Origin of the sequence: Thioalkalivibrio sp. ALE11 (assembly GCF_000381205.1) — a bacterium.
Lineage (GTDB): Bacteria > Pseudomonadota > Gammaproteobacteria > Ectothiorhodospirales > Ectothiorhodospiraceae > Thioalkalivibrio.
This window is the reverse complement of sequence record NZ_KB906185.1, coordinates 1-18,721: the sequence shown is the minus strand read 5'-3', so window position 1 is coordinate 18,721 and position 18,721 is coordinate 1. Positions and strand designations below refer to the sequence as shown.

Below are 18,721 nucleotides of genomic sequence, written 5' to 3'. Positions count from 1 at the left end.
GTGTACTTCGCCCGGCCGTATCACAGCTGGGAACGCGGCTCGAACGAGAACACCAACGGCCTGATCCGGGAGTACTTCCCGAAGGGCACCGACTTCGCTCAGGTCAGCGAAGAACGAATCCAGGAGATCGAAGACAAGCTCAACCTTCGACCGCGCAAGCGGCTCGGCTACCGGGCCCCGATCGAAGTGCTGGAGCAATCTTTACAGCGGCGACGCGCCGCATGACGTGGCGTTGCACTTGTTGGTTGAATTCAGGCACTGTAAATGCCGAAGACGGCGGTTGCGGGGCGAGGGTAGGCGGAGTGTAATGGGCTTACCGCCCTTGCAGAAACGCTTCGGCGTGCTATGAAGTCGGAAGCCGGCGCATTGACTAGCGCTTCCCTAGCACTCCATGAGTTCGGGTGGTTGATGGCTACGGTCGGCATGGTTTACCAGATTGTGCGGCGGACCCGCAGTGCGTAAGGTCTGTTGATGTCGTTGTCGAAAGTCGCCCTCCCTCGTGCTGTGGGATGCACTTGGCGCGCTGGTGGCTCTTGGGCTGGGGGCACTCCAGCAGGATAGGTTCGTAAAGGAGTTGGCCATGGACCAGGATAGGGACGGCCGTGGGCTAAGAGATGAGCTCGTTGATGCAGTCAGACGGCGCCTCGTTGGGCCTCTGTACGGATTGCGGGAAGAACTGGCTGAACGTCCGCACAAACGTTATCTCTGCGGCATGCTGTTTCCAAAAAACTCGGTCGCGAGCGGGTCGTTGGCGGATGAGGAGTCGGACGAGATGATTGATCCCACCTTGGAACACGATGAGCCTGCCAACGAGTCACCGACGGACCTCCTCTTCCAGCAACTTCCAGCTTCGGTCGGCCTGAGCTTCGCGATCCACCTCGATGAGACGAGGATCCGAGTGGAGTGTGCGGGAGCATCGTATGCGCATGTTGAGAAGGCGCCAAGAGCTTCCGCAGATGCTGCTGAGGCCGCGGCGCCCCGGACGTGGCAGCGCCATGCGCTGACAGGTGAGGAGGATTCCGAGTCGATCGATTTTGATCCCGGAATGCGGGAGCATCAAGTACAGACCGTTCTGAACGGTCGCGCGAATGTTCACCTTCACGTCCGAACCGTGGAAGGGGCTCGAGTCGCAACCGTCACTCTGGTGAATGCTCGCGAAAAGGAAGAACGTGAAGCACTCAACGTTGAGGATGTAATCTTCCAGGCCGGGCTGCGGTGCACTCCGGAAAAGGGCGTGCCCGCCTATCCGGAGCCACCTCGACTTAGCAAGGATCCGGACGCACAGGAGCTTGCTCTACAGTATCGCGATTCCCCATCGTACGCCGTGGGGCACGGCTGTGGAACCGGCTGGGATCAATCCTGTGATTCGGAAGTTGCTTGGGTTGAAACAGATTTTCTCCCCAACCTTGAGGTCCCTCCTGTTACCGCTGAGGTGGATGGGTTGCCTCCAGAAACATCTGCTGCCCTTAGCCTCCAGAGGCTGCAGGACAGAGAGTTCGATCCATTTCCGGGGCTCGCGGGGCTCAGCGGGGCCTACGAGGCTTGGAGTAACACCCTTGCAAAAGTCGCTGTGCCAGACCATCTGTGTGGCGCGCGCGACCGGATTCTGGGCCGGATATCGCAGACGGTTGGCCGCATCCGGGAAGGCATTGAGCTGCTGCGTTCCGATGTACTGGCCCTGACGAACTTTCGTCTTGCCAACCGGGCGCTGCTGCTTGCCCTCGCGCGAAGTGGCGCTGCACGCGAACGGGTGCGGTCCGGATCTTTCGACAGTCCCTTTCGCGACATAGATCCGGATAGGCAGGATTTAACATCCTTCAGATGGCGGCCGTTCCAGCTTGCGTTCGTCCTGATCTCGCTGCCTGGCCTCAATGACCCGACGCATCCGGATCGCAAGATTGTGGATCTTATATGGTTTCCGACCGGGGGTGGGAAGACAGAGGCCTACCTCGCGGTCGCAGCGTTCGAGATGATCCGGCGGCGCATCGTTGCTGGCGGACATGATCCCGGTACGGCGGTTATCAAGCGCTACACGCTACGACTGCTTACGATTCAGCAGTTCGAGCGGGCGGGCGCGCTGGTCTGTGCACTCGAGACGATGCGGCAAAAGGGTGAAATTCCAGGCGAGCGTCCGTTTTCCCTAGGACTCTGGGTGGGTTCCGCGTCTTCGCCAAACACACGCAAAGATGCACTCAAACAGCTTGAGGCGCTGGAAGAGTCGCCCGCAACGCCCGAGGATGTCGGGGTTCCACTCAAGAGGTGCCCGGTCTGCGGGACAGGAATCGTTCCTGAAGGACGGACTTCGGAAGACGCGGAGCATCTGGGAATACGCCGAAAAGATATTGGCATCCAGCTCTTTTGTCCGGATACCTCCTGTCCGGGGCATCGTTCCGGGTTGCCCATATCCTATGTTGACGAGGACCTTTACGATGAACCACCGTCGCTGCTCTTGGCCACGGTGGACAAGTTCGCGAATCTGGCCTGGGATCACCGTCCACGTGTTTTTTTCGGAAGTGACCGGCAGGGATCTATCCCCCCCTCGCTTATCATCCAGGATGAACTTCACCTGATCTCGGGGCCGCTTGGAACGATAACCGGCGTTTATGAGGCCGCACTAGATACTATCATCCAGCGCCAAGGTATCCCTGCAAAATACATCTGTGCAACTGCGACCATACGGCGTGCGGAAGAACAGGTGAAGAAGCTCTACGGCAGGGAGTGTGCCGTTTTCCCTCCCCGTGGGATCGAGGCTTCCGATTCCTTTTTCTCGAGGACGTCAGCCAGCGAGCCGGGTCGGCTGTATGTGGGCGCCATGGGACAGGGTCACACGCCTACTTTCTCCAACGTCCTGGCATCGGCGGCGCTGATCGACGCAGTCGCCAACCTGCGTGAAGCGGCCGGTGAAGCCGTGGATACTTGGTGGACACTGGTGTCCTACCAGAACAGCAAGCGTGAGCTTGGCAAGACACTGACGCTGGCACGGGACGACATTCCGGCCCGCCTGCAGGCACTGGGATCGTCTAGGAACATTCGGGAAGACAACGTCCGTGAGCTGTCGGCGAACCTCCGGGACAGTGAGATTCCGGAAATGCTTTCACGCTTAGCGGTAGAGCTTCCGGATAAACGGACGCTGGATTTCGTGGCGTGCACCAATATGCTTTCCGTCGGTGTGGATGTAAGCCGCCTCGGCCTGATGATCGTTAACGGGCAGCCGAAGACAGTGTCGGAATATATCCAAGCGTCGAGCAGGGTTGGCCGCGACGCGTGCCGGCTACCGGGTCTGGTGATGGCGCTGATGTCGTCCACGAAACCGCGAGACAGGTCCCACTACGAATCGTTCCGTCCCTTTCACGGCGCCTTCTACCGGCATGTCGAGCCGACCAGCGTGACTCCCTTCGCTGTCCCTGCTCGGGAGCGGGCGCTCCATGGCGCGTTTCTGGCCCTCCTGCGCATGACCTCACCTGTTCAGCGCGATGAGGATGCTGCCCGCGTGCTTGAGGAAAATGAAACGATCGTGGCCTTGCGGGACAAGCTGATCGAGCGGATCGCGGTTGCGGAACCTGATGAGGCGGATGGGGCACTGGAACGGCTTGACGAGTTCATCGGAGACTGGGTCCGGAAGGCGAATGATCGAGGCCGAAATCTTCGTATCCATAGCCGCAGCAAAACGCACGCCAGCGTGATCAAGGATTTCGGCACCTCGGGTGAAGGGTGGCCGACACCTAGGTCGTTCCGCCACGTGGATACGGCTGTGACAGTGGAGCCAATGGCATCGGACTTTGGAGGGACCCGAACATGAAAAGGGAGATTCGTGCCGGAACCCTGGTGGGGTTCGCCGGCCCCGGGGCGGTCGTCGATATCGGTAATGAGTCGTTCATCGTGCCGCCGATCTACCGGTGGCATCGGAACGCGTTCCAGAGACTTGACCTTCCGCGCCTGTCTGGGAGGCTTGGAAAGGCGTTGCGGGCGGTGGAAGGTTCGAGGTCGACACTCCCGGCACAAAGATTTCCGGCGTCACTGTTCTGTGAGTCGTGCCGCAATCTCATCCAGTGGAAAACGGAGATGGAGGAGAAGGGTAAGGCACCGCGATGTCCGCGCTGTGAAAGGCGCGGTACTCTGGTTCCGATGCGTTTTGTCCTCGCCTGTGAGAATGGGCATCTCCAGGATTTCCCGTGGCATCTGTGGGCGCACAGTGGCGATTACGTTGACCGTGACTGCACCGAACGGTCGCGCCTGAAGTTTGAGGTCAGAGCGTCCGGCGGTGAAACCGGCTTGGCTTCGCTGCAGGTTCGGTGCACGGAGTGTGGAAGTCGGCGGGATCTGGGCGATATCACATCACGCCGGGAGATTGGCCGTCTGCTGCACCGGTGTCACGGGCGGCACCCGTGGCACCGTCAATCCGAGGAGTGTGATGCGAAGCCCGAGGTTCTGCAGAGGGGTGCAACAAATCTTCACTACCCGGTGACTCTGTCGGCACTCGATATTCCGTCACTCAGTGAGGAGGACGATACCACAGCCTACCGGGATTTAGTTCAGGGTCATGACAAGTATCCTAGATTGCGGGAGCTCATGGCAGCCGGTGGTTCCGAAACCGAGGAGCTTAGGCAGATCCTGACGGAAATGATCGCAAGTGATACCGGCGTGCGACAGGAAGTGGTCAGTGGTATTGCGGAGGCGAAAACTGATGGGCGGGACTCGACTGAAGTGCGTGAGCACGTCCTTGACCAGGACTGTCTGTTGCAAGAGGAGTGGCAGACGCTTACCGGAGCGATGGAGCGAGGGAGCCTGCGTTCCCGAACGTTCATCGCTGAAACCGAGTCCGCGAACACGGGCCTGCCGAGGTGGGCGAGCTCCCTGATCGATGGAATCCTGCTCATCCACCGCCTTCGCGAGGTCAGTGTCTTTACGGGCTTCCAGAGAATCCGCCCTGGGGCAGGAAGCGCTAGGGTGGCGGCTGACCCCCGCGGTTCCGAGGACTGGCTTCCGGCCGCGGAAAGGTTCGGTGAAGGCGTCCTCTTCCGGATTTCTTCATCAGTCCTACGTCATTGGGAAGCGAGCCTGCCCGCAGGGCAGAAATCGCACATTGAAACACTAGAAGCACAGCGCGTCGCGGAAGAGTACTGGTTCCTTCCACCTGTAACGCCGACCCTCATCGCAGTGCACACGCTCTCCCACCTACTTTTGCGCCGAATCACGTTCGAATGTGGCTACTCGTCATCGTCGCTGAATGAACGCCTCTACATTGATCCGGTCACTGGCCAAGCTGGAATCCTGATCTACACGGGGGACGGCGATTCTGAAGGTTCCCTCGGAGGGCTGGTCCGGCAGGGGCGGAATGACCGCATCGGACAGACTCTCCACGACGCGGTCGAGGAGGCAAGATGGTGTTCCTCCGATCCGGTATGTTCGGAAACCTCCGGGCAGGGCCTTGGTGGATTCAACCGGGCCGCATGCCATGCCTGCACATTGGTGTCAGAGACGAGCTGCACCATGGCGAACACCCTGTTGGATCGGCGCCTGCTTCTTGATAGCGAGGTCGGTCTCATTAACTTTGCGGAGTCTACGGGATGAGGCTGCCATCGAAACGCGATCTCACGGACCGCCAGAAGGAAGTCTACCTCTATGCCCCGCTTGACGAGCATACGCTGGTCGCGGGGCCGCCCGGTACGGGCAAGACTCTGATCGCATGCCTGCGGGCAATCGAGCTTGTGAGGGGAGGGAACCCCGTGCAGTTGCTGATGTTCAACCGGGTCCTGTCACAGTTCACGAGAGGACCCAGTGATATGGATGATGTGCCCGTCATGACCGTGCAAAGCTGGTTGACCCAATGGTGGCGCCATTCGGGCCTCCCGCCACACCCACTGTCTCAGAAAGTGATGATCGATGTGGACTATGGAGATCGGGAGAAAGTGAAGGCTCTGGGGGCGCGCTGGGATCGCAACCTTTGGCGTCCCGGCCGGCAGCCGGGCCAATATAAGAAGGGTGCTTGGTACATTGATGGAGCGGGAGCGATCGAAGTGGCGGAGGATCTCGCCCGGTGGCGGCTGTGGCCGGATCCTCCAAAGGAACCAGGAGATATGTATGCAATCTCTTGGGACGCGGCCGCTGAACATCTGGTTGACCATGCCGACAGCTTGAATGACGGTGCGCTCCAACTGGGCATGCTGATTATCGACGAGGGGCAGGATTTCCCTCCGGGGATGTACCGCTTTCTGCGGCGGCTGGCGGCGATCTCGTCCACGCGTGTCCAGGATTCCGGTAAGGCCGTTCGGTGTATGGTGCTCGCGGATGAGAATCAGCAGATCTCGGAGTACAACTCAACACTTTCGGATATCCAGCAGGGTCTGGCCATTCAGCATCGATATGATCTTCCTGACAATTTCCGAAACACGCGTGAAGTGGCCCGCTTTGCCTCTTGGTTCTACTCCGACACGGTGACGGGCATCGCAACCCTGCCCCGGCGGCGTGGCGAAGTCCCAGCACGAATAGAAGCTGAAGGAATCGGCAGCGCTGCCAAATTTCTTGTGCGATGGGTGAGGAATCACCCGCGGAAAGAGGTTGGCGTATTGGCGTTCCGGGAGCGTGATCGAGCAGAGCTCGTTGCAGAGCTGAGAGAAGGCCTGTCAGGCCTGCAGGGCCGAAACATCCGGGTGCAGACGTATTCATCCCAACGCAGGCAGGGAGGGAAACCGGATGACCTCGTGTTTGACCGCCCAGACACCGTCACGGTACTCAATGTGCAGAGCGCCAAGGGATTGGAATTCGATGCGGTTTTCCTGATCCGGAGCCTTTCACTGGAACGGGGCAGTTCGGCGGATGACCGGTTCCGCATGCGGCTGTTCGTTGCAGTGGCCCGTGCACGCGATTACGTATACATGCTCGATGAGCCCGGCGTGGCGGATGCCGTGGCAGGCACATTCTTGCCAGAGGATCCACAGATCCTGCAGGTAATTCGAGAGGATTTAGTCGGGGGCGGGGAACATGGTGACACAGACGAGCGACCCGAAGGTGCGGAAAATGGTCCCTCCTGGGCCATAGAAGCACGGGATCTTGCTGCCCGCCTAGGTGCTGAAGTCAGGGACCTGCGTGACAGGGGCGGCGCGTTCTGGATAGCGCTTGAAAGAGACTCATCTTATGCGAATGAGCTTGCAAGAAGAGGTTTCCGTCACAAACCCGGTAAGGGGTGGTGGCGGAAATAGCGGAAAACTGGCGCGACTCGCGCCCCTGGCCGTCGTGGTCATGCATGCTGCGGCTGGTGTACCCGGCTCTCGCCTTGGGAAACCGATATGAATTGGTTCATACCTTCCAATCGGGAAGATCTACTCGAACTGCTCTCTGCGCTTGTGATACCGACCGAACTACCGGCTAACCTCGTCTGTAGACCGGTTGCCGATGGACGGTTGGCCACACTGGATGACGGCCTCCGGATGTCCGAAGGGCAGATCATAACGGGGGGTGTGGCCCGGCGATTCCCCATTCTCGTTGAGACCGTGAGGCGTGATGAAGGCGTTGTTAGGATTGGTGATATCCGCTGTCTCCACTTCCGGAATGCGGATGAACGAGACCAGTTCCGGTTTCGGCCAGTCGAGGAACTTGACCCTGCTTGGTTTCCTTATGAGGTTTCGCTCCAGCTCTTCGGTCATGAGGGGGAGTCGCGATTTGAATGTGTGGCGAAAGGCGATTCCGACCAGGGCTTGGACGGCGTCCGGGCAGACCGAATAGCAGCAGGCGTCGCATGCCTTCTACATCTCGTCCGGTCAGAGCCTGCCATCGCCTATCCGGGGGTGTCGCTACTCGGCGTGGGGGACTCCGCGGAGGATGACATCGTTTCGCGGTGCTGGAACTTTCTTGGTATGGAAGAGAGCGAGCCTCCGGTTTCGGAACGCCAGCTCTGGACGGTTGTGCGCGTGTTCGCTGGTGCTGATCGCGAGTCCGGGTCGGAGCTGATCAATCGAACCCTTGAGTCGCTGCGCTTGGCCGGTGGCGACGAAGCGGAAGCCGAGAGTGAGGAAAAATGGGCGCGTTTTGCACTTGAAGCGTTCGAGAATCGGCGGGACTTGGACGGTCGAGTGCTTGCCGACGAAAAAGCAGTCGTGCTCAGGGCAGCCCTGCTCGCAGTATGGGTGGATGATGTTGAGAGTCTCAGGGCTTTCCTGGGCCAGAATCCACCGGCCGGTTCGAGGGTAGTGACACTCGCATCGTTCCTTTTCGGGATCCGTCGTGGAGCCGGCGTTCTCAGTTGGGCCGTAAAGAAGCCGATAGCCGGTTTCCTGTCGGAGCTGATTGCCTATCTGATAGAAACGGATAGCTCTGACTCTTGGGGGAACGTACTTGGCCTGGGGCTCGATACTTCATCCGAAGACCCCGAGCCTCTTGCCAGACTGAAATGGCATCGTGGAACGATCGCTAGCTTTCCCGTTCAAAAGCCGGCGGCTGATATTCGTCCCCATCGTGCTGCACGGGATGGGAAATTTCCTTCGCGTGCCGCTATCGAAACGCTGGCTGAGCCACGGAATGAGGAGCTGCCGTTCGATGGTCCCCTCACCGGCGACGGGCGCCCAAAAACCGAAAAGGCCGCTGGCGCTCGGCAGGGGGTCGGCCTGTCGGCCGCAGTCCAGTCGATTCTGGATGGCTGGGGCTGGGAACTGGCTGAGACGGGCAAGCCTCTCATTACCGGTGGCGTCAACGTGGCGCTTCCCGGAGGACGTACCTTCTGCGTGAAAGAACCCGTCGATTCCGTGCCCGGAGTGCAGTTTTCCATTTTCAGTGAGGTCCCGGAACTCGACCGTAGCCCCACCGACCTAGCGATCCTTAAGCTCCATGAGAAGCCCGGCGTTTCATGGTGGTTCGCTGTGGTCAATCGCAGGAGAATGCTGGTCGCGAATGTTCCGCAGGAGGCTGGGCCAGAGGTTCGGGATCACCTCCTAGGCGAGCTCGCGCGCACGGAGGAAGCCTATGCAAGTGCCGTGGTGACGCGGAAGCGGCGGTCGTGATCCCCAGAGGTAGCATCCTGAGCGGCAAGTCCGTCTCAGTCAGGCCGCTCCCCAGTGCAACCATCATCGTCGAGTTTGCGGCGCCTCAATTCCTGCTCACCGAGCCTCGGCAGCTCTTCACTGGCGATATCGATGCCGGCAAGCACCTCCAACTGTCGGCCAAGATGGGCTGTCGTGTCCTGCAGGTTGCCTACAACATGGAAGTCCGTGACAGGAAGCGGGTGATAACTGTTCGTTCCGGAGCCATACATGGTGGTCTTGGCCCCTGATTGACGAATTGCTCGGGAGCCGATCTTCCGGAGATGCTCGGGTGTGAGTGCCGTGCCAATGATAAGTGCGCGCTCCCGGGCCTCATGGTCATTCATCAGATAGTCCGGTCCGATCCGATCACTCCACACCGGCTTGACGACAATGGCGTGGAACACTTCGATGTCACAGTCAGCAAGCAGGGCGTATACGGACCTCTGGCCGGAGTTCATGCCGAACTGAAGTCGGTGGCGGCCGAACGGGTATTTGTGTTTGATATCCCATACCAGCACGCGTTCGTGGTCCGGTACGCTCTGTACGAGGTCGACGTCCCACAGGCCGGTGTCGGGTAAGAACGGTGTCAGCACGAAGTTCAGGAAAATCCTCGGCAGGACAACCCGCTCCAGCAGTGTTCCGAAATCCCGCAGGCTGGAGCGGATGTAACCCCAGTACGATTTCTGCTGCCGATTGAGGTCCCGCACTCGCAGACTGACATTCGGTAGGACGGGGTTCCTCCGTCCGAGATTCCTGAGCAGTTCCCCTGCTGGCAAGCCGGGCATTGGGTTCGGTCCGCCCGGCGACCAAGGTCGCGTGCTCATCATGAAGGTCTGCTTGTCGTGGTCGAAGCGAAGTAACCAAACCTCGAAGTGACGGTGCAGCATGCGGACCAGCCGCATTATCTCCCTATCGTGACGGTGAGGCGTTGGATCCGGATGCAGGAGCACGAATACAGCACCGGACTGGTTGCGGTCGATGAGCGCTGAACGTGAGATCCCAATCGTGATCGGCGGAAGTCGTGTGCTGCCCGTGCGCAGCGTGGGCATGGACTTGAAGAACTGCTGTACCCACAGTTCGAAAGTGGTGCCTTCAATGCGCTGGTGCTTGTCCCAGAACATCACCTGTTCAGGGCGTTCCCTCAGGGAGCCGAAGCACTCCGTGAGAGGCCCCCATGGAGTGAGGATGTCCTGGTCTGGATGGATAGGCATAGCCGGATTATGCCACCTGTGGGGGCAAACGGTTTTGGACACTGCGTTAGGGAAACGCTGATCAACGGACCTGCGTCCGGCTCAGTGCCCCGCTGAAGCGTTTTTCGACAGTAACTCCGGCTCAGTGTGTATTCCGGTGAACGTGACCGCTGATTCTGCTGTTCGTGACCGATGCGAAGCGCGGTGTGTGCTGGGCCGTGTTCATTGAGCGTGATCGGTCACGATGGGTCAAGGGGTGGCGGTGGTGGTGGCGTGCCATCGAGGAGCCAGTTGGCGTAGTGAGTGGATAGTTGTGTATCCACCAGGGTGCTGATGATCTCCTGCTGGAGCCACTGACTGACGGCGGTCCGGCCCGGGTCGTTGTGTTCATCCAGACGGTTCTGGAGCCAGCGGCGCACGGCCTGGTGGGCGTCGGGTGTCTCGGGCGGGTAGCCCAGTCGGATCGCGAGGTGGCTGGATAGCAGTGTATCCACGGTGGCGGTCGTGCGCTATCTGTCAACGTAGATGACGCCTGATTGGGTTCAGGGTTCTTTAACAATTCGCCGCCGTCTCCGGGTTCAGGGTCACCGATTCTGGGAGGCCGAAGTCCCGGATGGCACCGGGCCAGCGTTCCGGATGAGCGTCATGGGCTCGCTCGTACGTGGCTCTGCGGTTCGCCAGGATCCGGGTGGCCTCGCCGCTGTGACGCTGGGCGGGTGTGGCGTAGTTCAGCGCGCTGTGGCGGTGCTGCTCGTTGTACGAGTGCACGAAGGCGAGCATCCATTCGCGGGCCTGTTCCAGCGTGGCGAAGCCCTTTGACGGGAACCCGGGGCGGTATTTCAGCGTCCGGAACAGCGCCTCGGAGTAGGCATTGTCGTTGCTCACCCGGGGGCGGCTGCGCGAAGGCGTGATCCCGAGGTCGTAGAGCTTCTGCAGGAACGTCGCCGCCTTCATGGGGCTGCCGTTATCGGAGTGCAGGATCAACGGCTTGTCCTTCGCGGCCAGGTGCTCCCGCCAGTGCGCCTTCTCGATGAGCTCGCTGGCGAGCTCCCCGGTCTCGGCGGCATGGACCTCATGGCCGACGATCTTGCGACTGAACACATCGACGATCAGATACAAATACCACCAGGTCCCGCAGGCCGGCCCTGGCAGCCAGGAGACGTCCCAGGTCCACAACCGGTTCGGTGCATCCGCCACATGGGTGGTCGGCGGACGCTTGCCTTCGGGCGCCTTGTGGCGGCCGCGGTGATGGTTCTGGTCGTAGTCGCGCAGCACGCGGTAGAACGTCGACTCCGAGGCGATATAGCGGCCCTGATCGGCCTGGTCGGCGACGATGTACGCCGGCGGTCGGCTGCGGTAGCGGGGCTCGTTGCACAGATCAACAATCACTGCACGCTCCAGCTCGGAGAGTTTGTTCTGTGGCACCGGACGCTCGGCATCCGGGCGGGCGTCGGCACGCACACCCTGCGGCGTGCTCCAGCGCTGATACGTCCGCACGCTCACGCCGACCACGTCGCAGGCTTTGCCCAGCCGGGCACCGTCGCGCCGGGCCTGTTCGACCAGGGCGACGGTGTGCTGGCGATCCGTGAGGCTGGTCAGTCGTCCTAGTCGTTGCGGCCCCAGATCGCCTCGGCTTTTTTTGACAGCGTCAGCAGCGCCGCCGTCTCCGCCAGGGCCTTGTCCTTGCGCTTGAGCTCGCGCTCAAGCTTCTTCACGCGCTTTTGCTCGGCCTTGCGCTCCTGGCGCGAGCGCTTGTCCTGCTCGGCCGCGTTGGCGTTGGCATTCATGCAGCCCTCCCGCCAGGCCTCGACCTGCTCGGGATAGAGTCCCTTCTCACGGCAATAGGCGCTGAACTCCGCCTCGGTCATCGGCGCGGTCTCGAGCACGACGCGGAACTTCTCCTCGCTGCTCCAGCCCTCCGGGGTGGATCCTCGTGATGGCAAAACCTGTCCTCGCTCACGGGCCTGTTTGCGCCAATTGTACAAGGTTGCCGTGGAAATCCCCTCGGCCTCGGCGACCTCGGGGACAGTGAGGTTCATTGGCGGTGCCAGCTTGCGCAGGACGGCTTCCTTACGCTCGGCAGAGTAGTGCTTCATGGTTGTCACCTGCTGGTTGCGTTGAGGCGACAACTACGTTGACTGATAGGGAAGCCGCGCCACTACTGATGTCGACAGATCGTCGATGGACTGCACGGACTCCGGAGTCCAGCCCTTGGTGTCAAGCAAATGCGATTCGAGGGCGGGCCAGAAAGTGTCGTATTCGCTCGGGCCATGGTACCAGCGCTTTTGCTCCCGGGCGTCAATGGTCGGGACATCGAGCTTGTTGACGTAATACCGCTCGTGAAGGAGCTCTTGTTCGATCTGCTCCGTGACTGCGCTTGCTTCCTGTTCATCAAGGCTCGCAATGTCCTGGAGGTCTTCCATGATCCTGATTCGGGCTTCCTCATACGTGCTCCCCGAATGCAGCTCCCGGCGAAAATTCTCCTTCATGCGTTTCGCCTGTCTTTCGTTCACGACGCCCTCCCTCATATGGCGACTCCTTCCGTCATGCCGGTGACCACACCCGGCGCAGGGTAACAGTTCTCCGAGTGGATCCACTGGACGGCGCTTGGTGCCCCAACCCAAAAAGTCATTGAATGACCGAAGAGGGCCGTGCATCCATTGGGTTGTGGTTCCGATTAAGCTGCCTGGACCTTCTGGATGAATTCTCCGATCTCCATCAGCCACATCTGCTGAGACTTCGAATACGTGGCGTGGATGGGCAGCGGGACTACGAGCTGGAGGCCATGGGCCAGCATTTCGTCGGTGTGGGTCTGGCTGATTCCGGGCTCCAGGGTTGCGAGATGTTTCCGTTTCAGGCGTTCGCCCTCGGCGAGGACCTGTCGCCACCGTTCCTTGCAGGTGGTCTTCGCTCCAAGGAGGAAAAGGCGGGATGCCGGAAACTGCGGATCGTGATATTCGGCGAAGCCGGGGAACAGGAAATCGGGTTTCGATTTGTTCTCGGTGACCCGCCTTGCCCCCCCTTTCTCGAAACGCAGGCCGTGTCGCTGGAACAGTTCGGTCAGGTGATTCTCGAAGGCGTGGCCGACCCGGGATTTCCGCCGGTTGTGGACGCTCAGCGAGAACTGGATGAATTCATCGACATCGCCGGCGAACCCCCGTTCAAGACGCTCATGGACGATTTCGCGCTCATAGGCCCGGAAGAGAGCTTCCTCCCGTTCCATCCATGCCAGGAGGGTCCGATCCGGCTCGCCAACCGGGTCGGCCTGACTGACCTCCCGGGCGAGCGCGGAAAATTCCGCGGTTGTGGGAAAACGGTCGGGGAAACGGCTGAGGACAAGCTCGAGATCGCCGCCGGCATCGTCCGGGGCGATCGTTTCCACGCCGATGTCTTCCAGCAGGAGTTTCAGTGGCAGGGTCAGAGAGGAGGAAAGCATCCCGGCGGCCTGGAAACGCTCTCCCATTTCGCCGAATCCGAACACGTGGCGGACCTGGGCCTCGACATCCGAATCCGCCGGCGCGAAGACGATGAGCAGATCTCCGTCTCGGGCCTTCGCGATCACCATCAGATCCCCGGCCCCGATCCGCAGCGTGACCGAATTGCTCCTGTAATACAGCCGGTACTCCGGGGAACGGTCCGGCTGTTTCCATCGGCAGTCGTACCAGGAGACCGTATCGCGGACGATTTCCGGAGGCTCACCGTCACTCAGATAAGCCATGGTGGCCGGGAAACGTGCGACGTCATTCTTGGAAGGTTCACCCAGATGGCGCCTGAAGCCAGCGCTTGGAAGGCCTCCGATCTCATGCTGGTTCGATTTGTCCGGTTCGGCGTCCACGGCGCTGAGCCATTTCGCCGCCGCCCCTTCGAACAGTTCCGAAATCGAATCGATCACGGCGTTTCCTCCCCCGAAACACTGGCGTCTGTCGCTCCCGCCTTCCTGTCGCCAAGGCCGCGGATCTCGTGACTGGCGGAACGGCCGGTCAGCCATGTCTCCACGTTTTCAAGCATCTGCCCGGGCGGGAGACGTTCCTTCCCTCTCATCGCGCATTCCCAGACCTCCAGGACACGCCATCCACGGTCGAGGAGCTCGGCCCGGTTTTTCCGGTCGCGTTCGCGATTGCGTCCGATCTTGTCCTTCCAGAACTCCTCCCGGGTCGAGGGCATCCGGAAAAGATGGCAGTCATGACCGTGCCAGAAGCATCCGTGCACGAACACCACCGCCGAATACCGAGGGAAAACGAGGTCGGGGCGTCCGGGAAGATCACGGACATGCAGACGGTACCGGAAGCCCCGCGCATGGAGCGCGCGGCGCAGGACGAGCTCAGGCTTCGTGTTTTGCCCGCGTACCCGGCTCATCACCCGGCTGCGGTCTTCCGGGGAGAGCCGGTCGGTCACGCCGTATCCCTGAACTCCATCGGCAGCTCCACCTGACGGTCCTCCTGTTCGGAGCGGATGTCCGCGAGGACGTGGGGCACCATCGCGGAGGCGATCTCGCGGATGACCGGGACCACCACGGAGTTGCCGAACTGGCGATAGGCCTGCGTGTCGCTCACCGGGATACGGAAGCTGTCGTCGAAGCCCATCAGCCGGGCGCACTCGCGTGGCGTCAGCCGACGCGGCCGCTCCGCGGCTCCCCGGTCAACCAGGATCTCGGAACCGTCCTTGTGGTACCGGGCGGACAGTGTCCGTGCGGTGTCTTCCGGGCCGACCTTGCTGTAGCCGAATCCGTTGCCCGCGCGCTCGTGCTTGGCCCGATAGTCCTGCAGGTACTTCCAGAGCTTGTCGCTCAGGATGTACTTGTCGCCCACGGTGCCCATGTCACCCTCGGTGTAAGGGGGTTCGGGCGTTTCCGATCCGTCCTCCCGGTGCAGCACCTCCCGGAGGGTGCGGGCGTCCGGTGGGGGAAAGTCCAGTTGGTTCCAGGTGAAGGGCGTATCCTTCCGGAAGCCGACCATATAGATCCGCTCACGGTGCTGGGGTACGAACCCCTTGCCGTCGATGACCCGGTCATGCACCTGATAGCCGAGTTCTTCCAGCACGCGACGGATCACCTCGTAGGTACGGCCGCCATCATGGCTGCGCAGGTTTTTCACGTTCTCGAGCAGGAATGCCCGTGGACGCTTCACTTCGATGATCCGCGCCACGTCGAAGAACAGGGTTCCCTGTGCTTCGCAGAGGAACCCGTGCTCGCGTCCGAGGCTGTTTTTCTTGGAGACGCCGGCCAGTGAAAAGGGCTGGCAGGGGAACCCGGCCAGCAGGACATCGTGCTCGGGGATGCGTTCATCGATGTAGCGGCTGTTCTCCTCGGCGTCATCCGAAACCGCCGTGACCTGACGGATGTCCGTCTGGATCTCCTCGTCTTCGTTTCCGAAATTGGCGCGATAGGTCTGGAGGGCGAAGCGGTCCCATTCGGATGAGAAGACGCAGTGGCCACCGACGCTTTCGAAGCCCTGTCGGATGCCCCCGACGCCGGCGAACAGGTCGATGAAATTGAACTGCCCGTGAGAATCAGTCCGCAGGGGAGCGCGTTGGCGCAGGAGCTGGCTCAACGCCGGTTCCCAGCGAGACGGCATCGGGATCTCGCCTTTCGCCCAGCGGCGGACTGTGCGTTCATCCACCCCGAGTTCGCGGGCCACGTCCGCCCCGGTGGTCAGCTCCAGGGCGGAGTGGAGCAGGGCGGTGGCGGCATTGGAAGCGTGCATGGCGGATCCTCGGGGAGACGTTCCGGACATCATGCCCGGAATGTTTCCCGCCTGTCCAGCATGGCCAGCTGCCGATTCCCGATCCTGGCGGAGGGGAGGCTTGTGCCCCTGCCTACTGCAGGGTGCCGGGGTGTATCTCCAGGTATTCGGCCTCGGACAGCACAAAAAAATCCTCCGGTTTCCCGTTGAGCGTCACGCCGTCCGACCAGGTAAGTGCGATCATGCCCGGTCCTTCCCCGATGAAATACTGACCGGATCCATCCCTGTGGACCGGATACCGAAGGGTCTTCCAGAAAACCCTGCAACCACGGTCGACGGCGTCCCTGATTTCATGAGCATTCCGGAGGCCACCTCTCCTGACCGTCTGGTGTGGATCCACACCGCACCTCGCTTCGCTGTCAAAGGTCCTGAATTTACCGAATAACGGCATCGCCTGGACCAAAATGGGCTGCAATCTTATTGGGAATAAACGAGGGTGAGCCGACTGGCCGAGGATGTTCCGGTATTAAGGAAAGCGATTGTCTGACGAGCGCCAGACCCTCATTCGCACTCCTGATCCACCAGCGGATCGCCGCCCAAGTGGTCCCGCAGGGCCTCGTACTGGCGTAGTGCCGCGAGCATCTGCACGAACTCGCTTTCGTGCAGGAGGACCACGCGCGAGCCGTCCTTGATGCGAACGAACTCGGGGTGCAGAACCAGTTCTTTGAAGGCGATTTCGTTCGACATGGGCTCACTCGCTTCCGGAGGCGATTCGGACGGGTATGCACATTCGGCCCGTACATCTCAGGCCATGTTCCCTCGGCCGGGCGACAGAAACGGACGTGCGGATGGGCGACCCTGAAGGGGAAATCCATTCGCCGGGGTTGTTATGGACGTTCTGAGAGCCGGTTGTGCCTTCCTGCTCGTTGCGCTGACGGGGTGTGCCGTGCCGTCGCCATCCGAGCGGGACTACCCTTCACCCGGGCAGCCGCTGATCCTGGATGCTGACGGCCGCATCACCGGCTACATCGACGAGCAGCCTCCGGGCCCGACCTACATCCGCGGTGCGGACGGCCGGATCCTGGGCACGGTGGAGGAGGGCCCGGGTTCCGCGCCGACGCGGATTCGCGATACGGACGGGCGCATTCGGTATGAAGTCGATGAGCTACGTTGATGGGGCGTGCCCCTGCTTCGGTGTTCGAGCGTCGAATCTTTGCGCCGGTGATGACCGGCTGGCAGGCTCCACTGTGAGAGGGACAACAGACGGGCAGGGGGTGGACGGGAAATGACCCAGGGCAACGGAATGCGCGCGACGTTGCAGCGGCGGATGCTGCTGCTGGGCATGGTGCCTCGACAGCCCCGCCGGGTGAGTGCACCGGAACTGGTCGAACGCCTGCAGGCGCGGGGACTGGATACGACCCTGCGAACCATCGAACGGGACCTGGAATCGCTTTCGGCGTTTCTGCCGTTGGGACGCGACGAGCGGGACCGTCCGTATGGCTGGTACTGGCTGGCCGACGCCCCGCTGCAGGATGTGCCCGCGCTCGATCCCGAGACAGCACTCACCCTGCAGATCCTGGATGCTAACGCAGCGCGCCTGCTGCCGCCGTCCGCCCGGGAACGGCTGGCGCCGCAGGTTGCGCGGGCGCGGGAGGTGCTGGAAGCCACGGGTCAGTCGTCCGGCCTGAGTCTGTGGCCGGAGCGGGTGCGCATTCTTCCCAACGGTCCGCCACTGGATCCGCCGCCGATCCCGGAAGGCGTGTTCGCGACCGTGCAGCAGGGTCTGCTGGAACGCCGTTGCCTCGACATCACCTACCGCTCGCGCTCGAAGGAGCGGGTGCGAGACCACCGCATTCACCCTCTGGCGCTGGTGTTCCGCGAGCCGGTCACCTACCTCCTGGCTACCATCGAACCGCACCAGGACGTGCTGCATCTCGCCGCACATCGGATCGAGGCCGCGGCGCTGACCGAGGTGCCGGCGCGCGATCCGGACGCCGGCTTTGATCTCGACCAGTTCATCGAGCAGGGCGCATTCGATTACCCCGAAGGCGAAACCATTCGCATCGAACTCCGGGTGAATCCGGCGCTCGCTTACCACCTGCACGAAGCGCGCCTGTCCGAGGATCAGACCATCGAGCCCGAAAGGAACGGCGAGTGCTCCCGGGTTACCGCCACCGTCCGGGACACCGCACGTCTGAAGTGGTGGCTGCTGGGGTTGGGTGCCAGTGTCGAGGTCCTGGAACCGAGGCCATTGCGGGACGCGATGATCCAGGAACTGGAATCTGCGAGGATGGCTTATGGAACCACAAGAGGGGGGAGGGAATAGGGTGAGCATCACGCGAATGGCAGTGGTCCTGTTGGGCGGCTTTCTGGTGGCTGGATGTACCACCACACCGGTCACGCTGGATCCGGCTTCAAGCCCCGAATTGGAATCGGTCGGCGAGGCCAACGTGGAGATGGGGCCCGTCACGGATAGCCGGCAGCACGGGGCGAACTGGTTGGGCGCGATTCGGGGCGGTTTCGGCAATCCATTGCAGACGCTCGAGACCGAAGAGCCGGTATCCGATGTGGTCCGCGACCAGTTCATTACGGGGCTGGAACAGCGCGGCATGCTGGCGGAGGAAGGAGAGGGTGACTTCGTCATGGAGGTCGACATCGAACACCTGGATTCCAACCAGGTGATGCGGCGTGAGGCGCACTCCCGACTGAATGTCACACTGTTGGAGCCCGGTTCCCGGCAGATCGCCCACGAGAATTCGGTTCGTGCGAGCAATGTCGAGGGCGGTGCGGGTGGCGGCGTCTTTGCGTCCATCGAGAAGCTGGAAGAGATCCTGAC

The 18,721-nt window shown here is 61.4% G+C and carries 17 protein-coding genes; 8 read left to right on the top strand and 9 right to left on the bottom strand.

The features are described from left to right. The 4 genes from F620_RS14470 to F620_RS0113090 form a co-directional block, all read left to right on the top strand. The coding region (locus tag F620_RS14470; protein ID WP_019570917.1) for an IS30 family transposase at positions 1-225 on the top strand (225 nt) is incomplete at its 5' end. A 355-nt stretch (positions 226-580) separates the two neighbouring features. Continuing rightward, positions 581-3,799, top strand: coding sequence for a helicase-related protein (locus tag F620_RS14465; RefSeq protein ID WP_051081256.1), 3,219 nt, complete (start codon positions 581-583; stop codon positions 3,797-3,799). Continuing rightward, entirely contained in the window at positions 3,796-5,571 is a 1,776-nt protein-coding gene (drmB, locus tag F620_RS0113095) for a DUF1998 domain-containing protein (protein ID WP_019570915.1), read from the top strand. The genes F620_RS14465 and drmB overlap by 4 nt, the downstream gene beginning before the upstream one ends. Further along, positions 5,568-7,199 carry an ATP-binding domain-containing protein gene (locus tag F620_RS0113090; protein WP_019570914.1) on the top strand — a complete coding sequence of 544 codons (1,632 nt, stop codon included), beginning with the start codon at positions 5,568-5,570 and terminating at the stop codon, positions 7,197-7,199. Before drmB ends, F620_RS0113090 begins: the two co-directional genes overlap by 4 nt. A gap of 159 nt (positions 7,200-7,358) precedes the next feature. On the opposite strand, the gene F620_RS15240 is transcribed toward F620_RS0113090, so the two are convergent. Beyond that, a complete protein-coding gene (locus F620_RS15240) occupies positions 7,359-7,643 on the bottom strand; it encodes a hypothetical protein (RefSeq protein WP_155987032.1) in 285 nt (94 codons plus the stop codon). Positions 7,644-7,853: 210 nt separating this feature from the next. On the opposite strand from F620_RS15240, the gene F620_RS0113085 reads away from it, so the two are divergent. After that, positions 7,854-8,993 carry a hypothetical protein gene (locus tag F620_RS0113085; protein ID WP_155987031.1) on the top strand — a complete coding sequence of 380 codons (1,140 nt, stop codon included), beginning with the start codon at positions 7,854-7,856 and terminating at the stop codon, positions 8,991-8,993. Between the two features lie 35 nt (positions 8,994-9,028). On the opposite strand, the gene F620_RS0113080 is transcribed toward F620_RS0113085, so the two are convergent. The 8 genes from F620_RS0113080 to F620_RS0113040 all read right to left on the bottom strand — a co-directional run bounded on the left by F620_RS0113080 (position 9,029) and on the right by F620_RS0113040 (position 16,632). After that, on the bottom strand, positions 9,029-10,135 hold the full coding sequence (locus F620_RS0113080) for a hypothetical protein (protein ID WP_155987030.1): 1,107 nt from the start codon (positions 10,133-10,135) through the stop codon (positions 9,029-9,031). Between the two features lie 308 nt (positions 10,136-10,443). Next, positions 10,444-10,698: a hypothetical protein gene (locus tag F620_RS15235; protein WP_155987029.1), complete on the bottom strand. Its 255-nt coding sequence runs from the start codon at positions 10,696-10,698 to the stop codon at positions 10,444-10,446. A 58-nt stretch (positions 10,699-10,756) separates the two neighbouring features. Then, positions 10,757-12,300 (bottom strand): IS3 family transposase gene (locus tag F620_RS14925; protein WP_155987028.1). Its coding sequence is split into 2 segments (ribosomal slippage): positions 10,757-11,829 and positions 11,829-12,300, totalling 1,545 coding nucleotides; the frame shifts between segments, so codons are not numbered across the junction. Positions 12,301-12,333: 33 nt separating this feature from the next. Then, entirely contained in the window at positions 12,334-12,717 is a 384-nt protein-coding gene (locus F620_RS0113065; RefSeq protein WP_231373912.1) for a hypothetical protein, read from the bottom strand. A gap of 164 nt (positions 12,718-12,881) precedes the next feature. After that, positions 12,882-14,096, bottom strand: coding sequence for a type II restriction endonuclease (locus tag F620_RS0113060; protein ID WP_019570907.1), 1,215 nt, complete (start codon positions 14,094-14,096; stop codon positions 12,882-12,884). Continuing rightward, positions 14,093-14,599, bottom strand: a complete 507-nt coding sequence (locus tag F620_RS14460; protein WP_019570906.1) for a very short patch repair endonuclease — start codon at positions 14,597-14,599, stop codon at positions 14,093-14,095. The genes F620_RS0113060 and F620_RS14460 overlap by 4 nt, the downstream gene beginning before the upstream one ends. Further along, entirely contained in the window at positions 14,596-15,906 is a 1,311-nt protein-coding gene (dcm, locus tag F620_RS0113050) for a DNA (cytosine-5-)-methyltransferase (protein ID WP_019570905.1), read from the bottom strand. The genes F620_RS14460 and dcm overlap by 4 nt, the downstream gene beginning before the upstream one ends. Before the next feature lie 540 nt (positions 15,907-16,446). Beyond that, positions 16,447-16,632 carry a hypothetical protein gene (locus F620_RS0113040; RefSeq protein ID WP_019570903.1) on the bottom strand — a complete coding sequence of 62 codons (186 nt, stop codon included), beginning with the start codon at positions 16,630-16,632 and terminating at the stop codon, positions 16,447-16,449. A 142-nt stretch (positions 16,633-16,774) separates the two neighbouring features. On the opposite strand from F620_RS0113040, the gene F620_RS0113035 reads away from it, so the two are divergent. The 3 genes from F620_RS0113035 to F620_RS0113025 form a co-directional block, all read left to right on the top strand. After that, on the top strand, positions 16,775-17,059 hold the full coding sequence (locus F620_RS0113035) for a hypothetical protein (RefSeq protein WP_019570902.1): 285 nt from the start codon (positions 16,775-16,777) through the stop codon (positions 17,057-17,059). 111 nt (positions 17,060-17,170) lie between these two features. After that, positions 17,171-18,211 carry a YafY family protein gene (locus F620_RS0113030; RefSeq protein WP_026331475.1) on the top strand — a complete coding sequence of 347 codons (1,041 nt, stop codon included), beginning with the start codon at positions 17,171-17,173 and terminating at the stop codon, positions 18,209-18,211. A 16-nt stretch (positions 18,212-18,227) separates the two neighbouring features. After that, positions 18,228-18,721: hypothetical protein (locus tag F620_RS0113025; protein ID WP_026331474.1), on the top strand; the 494-nt coding region annotated here is incomplete at its 3' end.

Coding starts and splice junctions, on each gene's coding strand:
- F620_RS14465 (WP_051081256.1), top strand. CDS start 581: ATGGACCAGGATAGGGACGGCCGTGGGCTAAGAGATGAGCTCGTTGAT.
- drmB (WP_019570915.1), top strand. CDS start 3,796: ATGAAAAGGGAGATTCGTGCCGGAACCCTGGTGGGGTTCGCCGGCCCC.
- F620_RS0113090 (WP_019570914.1), top strand. CDS start 5,568: ATGAGGCTGCCATCGAAACGCGATCTCACGGACCGCCAGAAGGAAGTC.
- F620_RS15240 (WP_155987032.1), bottom strand. CDS start 7,643: ATGACCGAAGAGCTGGAGCGAAACCTCATAAGGAAACCAAGCAGGGTC.
- F620_RS0113085 (WP_155987031.1), top strand. CDS start 7,854: ATGGAAGAGAGCGAGCCTCCGGTTTCGGAACGCCAGCTCTGGACGGTT.
- F620_RS0113080 (WP_155987030.1), bottom strand. CDS start 10,135: ATGTTCTGGGACAAGCACCAGCGCATTGAAGGCACCACTTTCGAACTG.
- dcm (WP_019570905.1), bottom strand. CDS start 15,906: ATGCACGCTTCCAATGCCGCCACCGCCCTGCTCCACTCCGCCCTGGAG.
- F620_RS0113040 (WP_019570903.1), bottom strand. CDS start 16,632: ATGTCGAACGAAATCGCCTTCAAAGAACTGGTTCTGCACCCCGAGTTC.
- F620_RS0113035 (WP_019570902.1), top strand. CDS start 16,775: ATGGACGTTCTGAGAGCCGGTTGTGCCTTCCTGCTCGTTGCGCTGACG.
- F620_RS0113030 (WP_026331475.1), top strand. CDS start 17,171: ATGACCCAGGGCAACGGAATGCGCGCGACGTTGCAGCGGCGGATGCTG.